We start from the raw sequence: 6281 nt of genomic DNA on the forward strand, positions 1-6281 counted from the left end.
CTCACGCCTCGCCCGATTCGATCTGAGGTTCGGGCTTCAATTCGTGCAGCCGGTGAATGCCTGGCATCTCGATAAATTTGTCGAGGGCGCGCAGCGCGCGGGACCAGAGCCGGATCGCAGGATAAGCATCCAGCGTGACGCCCCCATCGGGCGCCAGCGCCACATAGGGAAAGCAGGCGATGTCGGCAATTGTCGGCCGGTCGGCAGCGAGGAAACGCATGCCGCGAAGACCCTGCTCGACAAGCCCGGCTTCAAGCTCGCGAAGCGCGGCGATGCCCTGCGCCTGCAGCACGCCGATATCGCCCGGCCGCAGCAGCATTTCATGGAGCCGCGCTGCCCCGAGGCTGGCCGTCAGCCGACCGGAGAACGACAGCCATTGCTGCACCCGCGCCGCTTCCTCGGCCGTACCGTTGTCGAGCCATTCGGGTGCTGCCTTGGTGGCGAGATAAACGAGGATCGCCGACGATTCCGTCAGGATCAGGTCGCCATCCTCCAGGATCGGAATGGAGCCTGCCGGGTTGAGCGCAAGCAGCTCGGGGCCGCGATGCTCGGCGCCGGGATGGAAATCCACCGGGCGCAGGTCAAGTTTCACGCCGGTCAACGCCGCCATCAGGCGCACCTTGTAGCAACTGGGCGAGAGAATATAGTCGTAGAGTTTCATTGCGCCACCAGCTGTGCGCCGTAGGTATAGTGGTGACGCTTCAGCCAGCGCCGGTAAGCGATCGATGTCAGATCGGCACGCGTCGGGATTTCCATGCCGGGGTCGAGCGGCAGCAGCCGCGGGATCTGGTTTTCGAGGATCGAACGGTCCTGCAGGAAGATCGTCTGCTGGAAATGAATGAGGTCGGTCATCGCGGTCTCGTCGTCGAAGAGCGCCATCCACGGCCAGACGTCGCAGAGGTCTTCGGCCAGCGGCTGCACGAAGAGCGTGATGACATCCCATTCGCTCGGGCGCGGCGGGCAGGTCTTGTAAAGCACGGAGCAGGTGGGCGCCGGCACGCGGTACATGTATTCCGTCGTGATCCCGCCGCTTGCCGACTTGGCGGCCTGCGGCTGATAGAATTTCACCTGCGTTGCCCAGACCTCGTCTTCTTCCTCGCGGATCTCGACCTTGTAGTTCTGGACCTCGGTGTGCGGCTCCGCGCCGAGAATATCGGTGTGGACGAAGGGGAAATGGGCGACATCGAGGAAGTTCTCGACGGCGCGCAGCGGCGAGCAGCGCACGCGCACCACGCCGACATCGACGAAGCGGCGGCCGGGCTGGTCGGCCTCGGGAATGGGGAAAAGTTCCTTCTTCTTCGGCTCGCCGAGGGAGGACCAGACATGACCGTAACGGACGCGCACCGGCAGAACACGCCCATCGCCGCCCGTCACCTTCGCATTGCCATCGGCATCGCGCGCCACGTCGATCGGCTCGCCCATCAGCGCCGTCTTACGGCCGGCGCTGTCGAGCTGGCTGAAAAGCCCAACCGGATACCATTCATCGATCATCGCCTGCATGGTCATTGCGCGATCTCCTTTTTCTGAAGATCCTCGGCCCGACGCCGCAGGCTTTCGGCGGCCCGTGAAGCGCCGATGCCCGCAGGAAGGCCGGCATCCCCCTTCAGCAGCACGTGGATCAGCGTCTGCCCGTCTTCTTGGGCGGATAATAGCAGACAGATGGTCCCGGTGGGTGCGTCGATCTCGACAAGACCGTCAGGGCTCGCCTTGCCGCCTGCCGCCGCCTCGATCGCGGCGATGCCGGCGAACGCCGTCAGCGAGCGCAAGGGAATGAGGCCCTCGAGCCTCGGCGGCTTCGATACAGGCGTACCCACGGCCACCCAGATCACGCTGTCCACTTCCTCGACATCATGGGTGGCGACGCGGATGGTTTCCGGTGGCGTCAGCCCCGGATGGGCGGGGATGCGCAGACAGTTTCCGGCCTGGCCATAGCTCCAGCCGTGATAGATGCAGGAAAGCGCCTCGCCGCGGACGAAACCGTGAGACAGGCGCATGCCGCGATGCGGACAGCGATCCGCCGATGCCGATATGCGTCCGGAAGCGCTGCGCCACAGGGCAATCGATCCGGCTGCCGTCCATGCCGGTATGACGGTTCCGGCCGGCAAATCCCGGGAAAGCGCGACTGGCGTCCAAAAGCCCGTCGTATCGGAAGGCATGACTAGAATTCCCACACAAAACCAAATGCTTGCCGATCAAGTCCCGCATCGGCGCCGAGGCAATTCCGCCGCAACCTTATTAGGTTTGCATAATTATTTCGCATTGGCAACATTGAGTAAATAATATGCACGGATGAAATACGCGAGAGCCCGGACTAGGTCCTTTCGCCGCTGATCGCCGTTCGATCTATCCTCTCGACCCACACGTCGATAGGCCCGAGAGAGCATCCCATCTCCATCATGTCGATCAGTTCTTCCGGCCCGGCAACCTCAAGTTCGATCCGCTGGGAACTCGTATGAGATATGGTGTGCGAGAGCCCAAGCTTGGCAGCGTGGCGCCGGATCCAGGGAACGAAGGAGGCAGCCCCCAGATCACCGACAATCGTCATCCGCTCCAGCAGGTAGCTTGTATCTTGTCCCATGCTCGCCCTTGTTTTCCTACACCAAAGCGCTTGAATGAACTTCGGGAAGGGGTCGCCGTCAAGGCGAGAATATGGCGTCGGAATTTCCTTTGCAAATCCCTGCGGCAACATACCAATTCCCCGCCACCGTATGGCTGCTTTGGAGCAACTCAGGCTGCGTGATGGCGCAGCCTAGTCGCGCGAGCGACTGCCCGTAAGCATCGCGACAAAAGCCGTGACCTTGGGCGGACGAAACCGAGCTGCCGGATAGACGACATAAATTCCGCCGGCAGGCAGGCTCCAGTCCGGCAACAATCTTATCAGTCGGCCAGCCTCTATATGTTCTCCAGCCAGAAAATCCGGCAGGACGGATATGCCTGCCCCCGCAAGCGTGGCCGCGAGAACCGCGGGTGTCGAATTGCTCATGAGGCTTTGTTGCATCCGCACGGTCCGCTGGTCGAAATCGCCCTGGACAAACCTCCAGACCACCGGCTCCTTGAGGGCCAGGTTGGCGATAAACGGCTGGCCCGCAGCATCCTCTGGGCTGTTCAACCTGAGCGTGGCGAAGAAGCTGGGGGACGCCACAAGCAACTGCCGGAACGAACCGATCCGTCTCGCTTGATGACTGGAGTCATCGAGCCAACCAACGCGGATCGACAGGTCGATCTGATTGGCGAGCAGTTCCATCCTCGTATCGGCGAGCAGAAGCTCGACCCTGCAAGCGGGATACTTCCGGATAAAGGCCGCAGCAATGGGAGCGATCGTGCTCGCACCATAATCATTGGGCGCAGCAATGCGTAGCATGCCTGTCGGCTCGGCATTTGCGCGGGTGATTTCATCGACAGCGTCCCCGGCTTCGCGGAAGATCATGACGCAGCGCGCGTAGAGAAGCTTGCCGGCCTCAGTCGGCTCGACGCGTCGTGTTGTCCGGAGCAGCAAGCTAGTTTTCAACTCAGCTTCCAGCCGCGCAACCTGCTGGCTGACGACCGTCTTTGTGATCGCGAGGCGCTCGGCAGCTTTCGTGAACGAGCCGGTATCGACGACGGCTGCAAAATAGGCCAGCCGATTGAGGTTGACAGCCTCCATAGCCTTCTTCCATTTGATTGTAAGTTTTTGACATACATTCTGTCACATTTAACAATATTTATCACTCAGTAGAAGTGCACTATCTGTCGTCCATCGCTTCAAGGATGGTCCGATATGCATCTTACCTATCTCTACGATCCGCTTTGCGGCTGGTGCTATGGTGCGGCGCCCGTGCTCGACAAATTGGCCATGCTCGACAATCTCACCGTCGAGCTTGCGCCCAGCGGGCTTTTCGCGGGCGAAAGCGCCCGTCCGCTGGATGAACGCTTTGCAGCCTATGCCTGGCACAATGACCAGCGGATCAACCGGCTCACGGGGCAGGTCTTCAGCTATCGCGATCAGGTTCTCGGGGGCGCAGATGGTATGTTCGACTCAGCCCCTGCGACGCTTGGGATCATAGCCGTCGGGGTGACGCAACTCGACAGGGAAAGCGATGCCCTAAAGGCACTTCAAAGCGCTCGCTACGTTGACGGCCGCGACACCTCGGAGATCGCTGTCGTGGTCGACGTTCTCGATCAGGCCGGGTTTCCCGATGCCGCCGCTCGTGTCCGGGCTCCGGACGAGGCCCTGCTCGACGCCTACCGCAACAGGATCGGGAAGTCCCGCCAACTCATGGCTGCATTCCGGATGGATGGTGTCCCCGCGCTTTTGGTCAGCGACGGCAACAAGCACCGCGTGCTGCGCAGCGATGCCTTGTTCGGCGGCTTTGACCGACTTGCTGCCGAGCTTCAGGCGGCGTGATCATTCATTTTCAGCAGACCGTTCCATGAACTACCGACAACGCCTGCCGGGGGCAACACTCACGGCAGCAGAAAATCGAAACTGGCGATCATCGGAGACAACCATGTATTCAAGGAGAGAAATCATGAAAACCACCCTCGCAGCCGGCGCCGTTGCCGTTTTTGCGCCTGCCGGTCTCGGCAACGCAGCCGGGTCAAAGCTGGCCTGGAAGCACTTCCCCGCCGGTCAGAATGGCTTCTTTCGCGCTCCGGTGCTGCTGACCGGCCCCAGCGAAGCGTTGCTGATCGATGGTGGGTTCAGCTATCCCGACGGCCGTGCGCTGGCGGAAGCCATCAAGGCCACGGGCAAGACGCTGACCGCGATTTATGTCAGCCAGTCCGATCCGGACTATTACTTCAGCCTGAAGCCGATCCTCGAAGCCTTTCCCGGCACAAAAGTGCTGGCAGCTTCCGATACGATTGCAGCGATCAAGGGCAACGTCGAGAAAAAGCTTGCCGTTTGGGGGCCGCAGCTCAAGGAGAACGGCCCGCAGACCCTTGCAGACATCGTCATGCCGGAAGCCTTCGACGCTCCAAGCCTCACAGTTGATAGCGAAACCGTCGAGATTGTTGCGGCCGAGGCAGGGTTAAGCAATCGCCGGTACCTGTTCGTGCCGTCGCTGAACGCTGTTTTCGGAGGCGTCATGATTTTCTCCGGCGTCCACGTGTGGACGGCCGACACCCAGGCATCGGAGCAGCGTGCCGCTTGGGTGGCCACCCTCGACAAGATCAGCGCCCGCACGCCAACGATCGTCGTTCCTGGCCACATAATGCCGGAAGCGGCAACCGATCTGTCCGCCGTCGAGCACACGAAGAGCTATCTGCTCGCTTTCGAGGAAGAACTCGCCAAGGCAGCCGATTCCGCCGCGCTGAAGGCCGCCATGGAAGCCCGCTTCCCCGGTCTTGGCATGGGCGTTGCGCTCGACATAGGCTCCAAAGTTGCCAAGGGAGAAATGAAGTGGGGCTGAACGGCCGATCTTCAAACTGATCCGAAGGGCCTGGGAGGGCCCTTCACCTCCAGGAAGGCCGCAAAAGTGGTGATGCAGTCGTCAGGTCCGCATCTCATCAAGGCGTTCGAGTCTTTGACAAACTTTGCCAACATCGGTTATATTGCCTTCAAATGGAGGTTATCAATGGCCACGATGAACGTATCTCTTCCAGGCCCGATGAAGGATTGGGTGGAGGCCCAGGCCAAGACCGGGCGATACTCGAATGCTAGCGACTACGTGCGCGACCTGATCCGACGCGACCAAACGCGAAACGACAAGATCGCCGCCATGCAAAGCTTCGTCGAGGCCGGGCTCCGAAGCGGTGTCGGCCTCCGATCAAAGGATGAACTCTTTGCTGAGGCGATGGCTCGTACCAGCAAGTCATGAGTTTTAAGCTTTCTGCCGAAGCGGAAGAGGACATTATCGCGATCGCCGAGCAAGGTGTGCGTCTGTTCGGGGCAGGCCAAGCAAAGCGATACCACGATGAACTTTTCGCATTATTTGATCTGATAGCTGCCAATCCACGCATCGCGCGCGAACGGGATGAGATTGATCCGCCCGTTAGAATTCATCCCTTCAAAGCACATCTAATCGTCTATCGGATCGAAGATGATGAGACAATTTTTGTAATACGAATTCGCCACGCGCATGAAGATTGGGCAAGTGATTCAATTTAGCGCACCTTGGATGGAGCTGTGGGATTTGGTGTGTCTCAAGTTCGAATGGGTTCATGGGAGGGGCAAGACCCGATCCCGAAGAGAAGCAAGGCCGTGAATGACATCAGATGCGGTGTAAATGGAAGCTCGACAGCGCTTGACTTCAACACGCCGAAATAGAGAAGTTCCATAATTCAGCTTATGCCATTTTACA

9 protein-coding genes are annotated in these 6281 nt (G+C 60.0%); 4 read left to right on the forward strand and 5 right to left on the reverse strand.

The window, feature by feature from the left end; all coding sequences use genetic code 11:
• Position 1 precedes the first annotated feature (1 nt).
• The 5 genes from RWK44_RS18075 to RWK44_RS18095 all read right to left on the reverse strand — a co-directional run bounded on the left by RWK44_RS18075 (position 2) and on the right by RWK44_RS18095 (position 3643).
• Positions 2-661: a glutathione S-transferase family protein gene (locus tag RWK44_RS18075; RefSeq protein ID WP_131664792.1), complete on the reverse strand. Its 660-nt coding sequence runs from the start codon at positions 659-661 to the stop codon at positions 2-4.
• The gene (locus RWK44_RS18080) at positions 658-1506 is read right to left on the reverse strand and encodes an aromatic ring-hydroxylating oxygenase subunit alpha (protein WP_131664791.1); all 849 of its coding nucleotides are present in this window, start codon (positions 1504-1506) and stop codon (positions 658-660) included. Before RWK44_RS18080 ends, RWK44_RS18075 begins: the two co-directional genes overlap by 4 nt.
• Positions 1503-2156 (reverse strand): Rieske 2Fe-2S domain-containing protein, encoded by a 654-nt coding sequence (locus RWK44_RS18085; protein WP_168282257.1) that lies wholly within the window; start codon positions 2154-2156, stop codon positions 1503-1505. Before RWK44_RS18085 ends, RWK44_RS18080 begins: the two co-directional genes overlap by 4 nt.
• A gap of 155 nt (positions 2157-2311) precedes the next feature.
• Positions 2312-2578, reverse strand: a complete 267-nt coding sequence (locus RWK44_RS18090) for an acylphosphatase (RefSeq protein ID WP_131664789.1) — start codon at positions 2576-2578, stop codon at positions 2312-2314.
• 171 nt (positions 2579-2749) lie between these two features.
• Positions 2750-3643, reverse strand: coding sequence for a LysR family transcriptional regulator (locus RWK44_RS18095; RefSeq protein ID WP_131664788.1), 894 nt, complete (start codon positions 3641-3643; stop codon positions 2750-2752).
• 114 nt (positions 3644-3757) lie between these two features.
• On the opposite strand from RWK44_RS18095, the gene RWK44_RS18100 reads away from it, so the two are divergent.
• From RWK44_RS18100 to RWK44_RS18115, 4 genes are all read left to right on the forward strand, one after another.
• Entirely contained in the window at positions 3758-4384 is a 627-nt protein-coding gene (locus RWK44_RS18100; protein WP_131664787.1) for a DsbA family protein, read from the forward strand.
• A gap of 103 nt (positions 4385-4487) precedes the next feature.
• Complete coding sequence (locus RWK44_RS18105) at positions 4488-5390, forward strand: MBL fold metallo-hydrolase (protein ID WP_222062221.1); 903 nt, start codon at positions 4488-4490, stop codon at positions 5388-5390.
• Between the two features lie 165 nt (positions 5391-5555).
• Positions 5556-5798, forward strand: a complete 243-nt coding sequence (locus RWK44_RS18110) for a type II toxin-antitoxin system ParD family antitoxin (RefSeq protein WP_222062223.1) — start codon at positions 5556-5558, stop codon at positions 5796-5798.
• On the forward strand, positions 5795-6088 hold the full coding sequence (locus RWK44_RS18115; protein WP_168263168.1) for a type II toxin-antitoxin system RelE/ParE family toxin: 294 nt from the start codon (positions 5795-5797) through the stop codon (positions 6086-6088). Before RWK44_RS18110 ends, RWK44_RS18115 begins: the two co-directional genes overlap by 4 nt.
• The last annotated feature ends 193 nt before the right edge of the window (positions 6089-6281 follow it).

Origin of the sequence: Rhizobium sp. 25PS6 (assembly GCF_032464655.1) — a bacterium.
GTDB classification, from domain to species: domain Bacteria; phylum Pseudomonadota; class Alphaproteobacteria; order Rhizobiales; family Rhizobiaceae; genus Rhizobium; species Rhizobium laguerreae.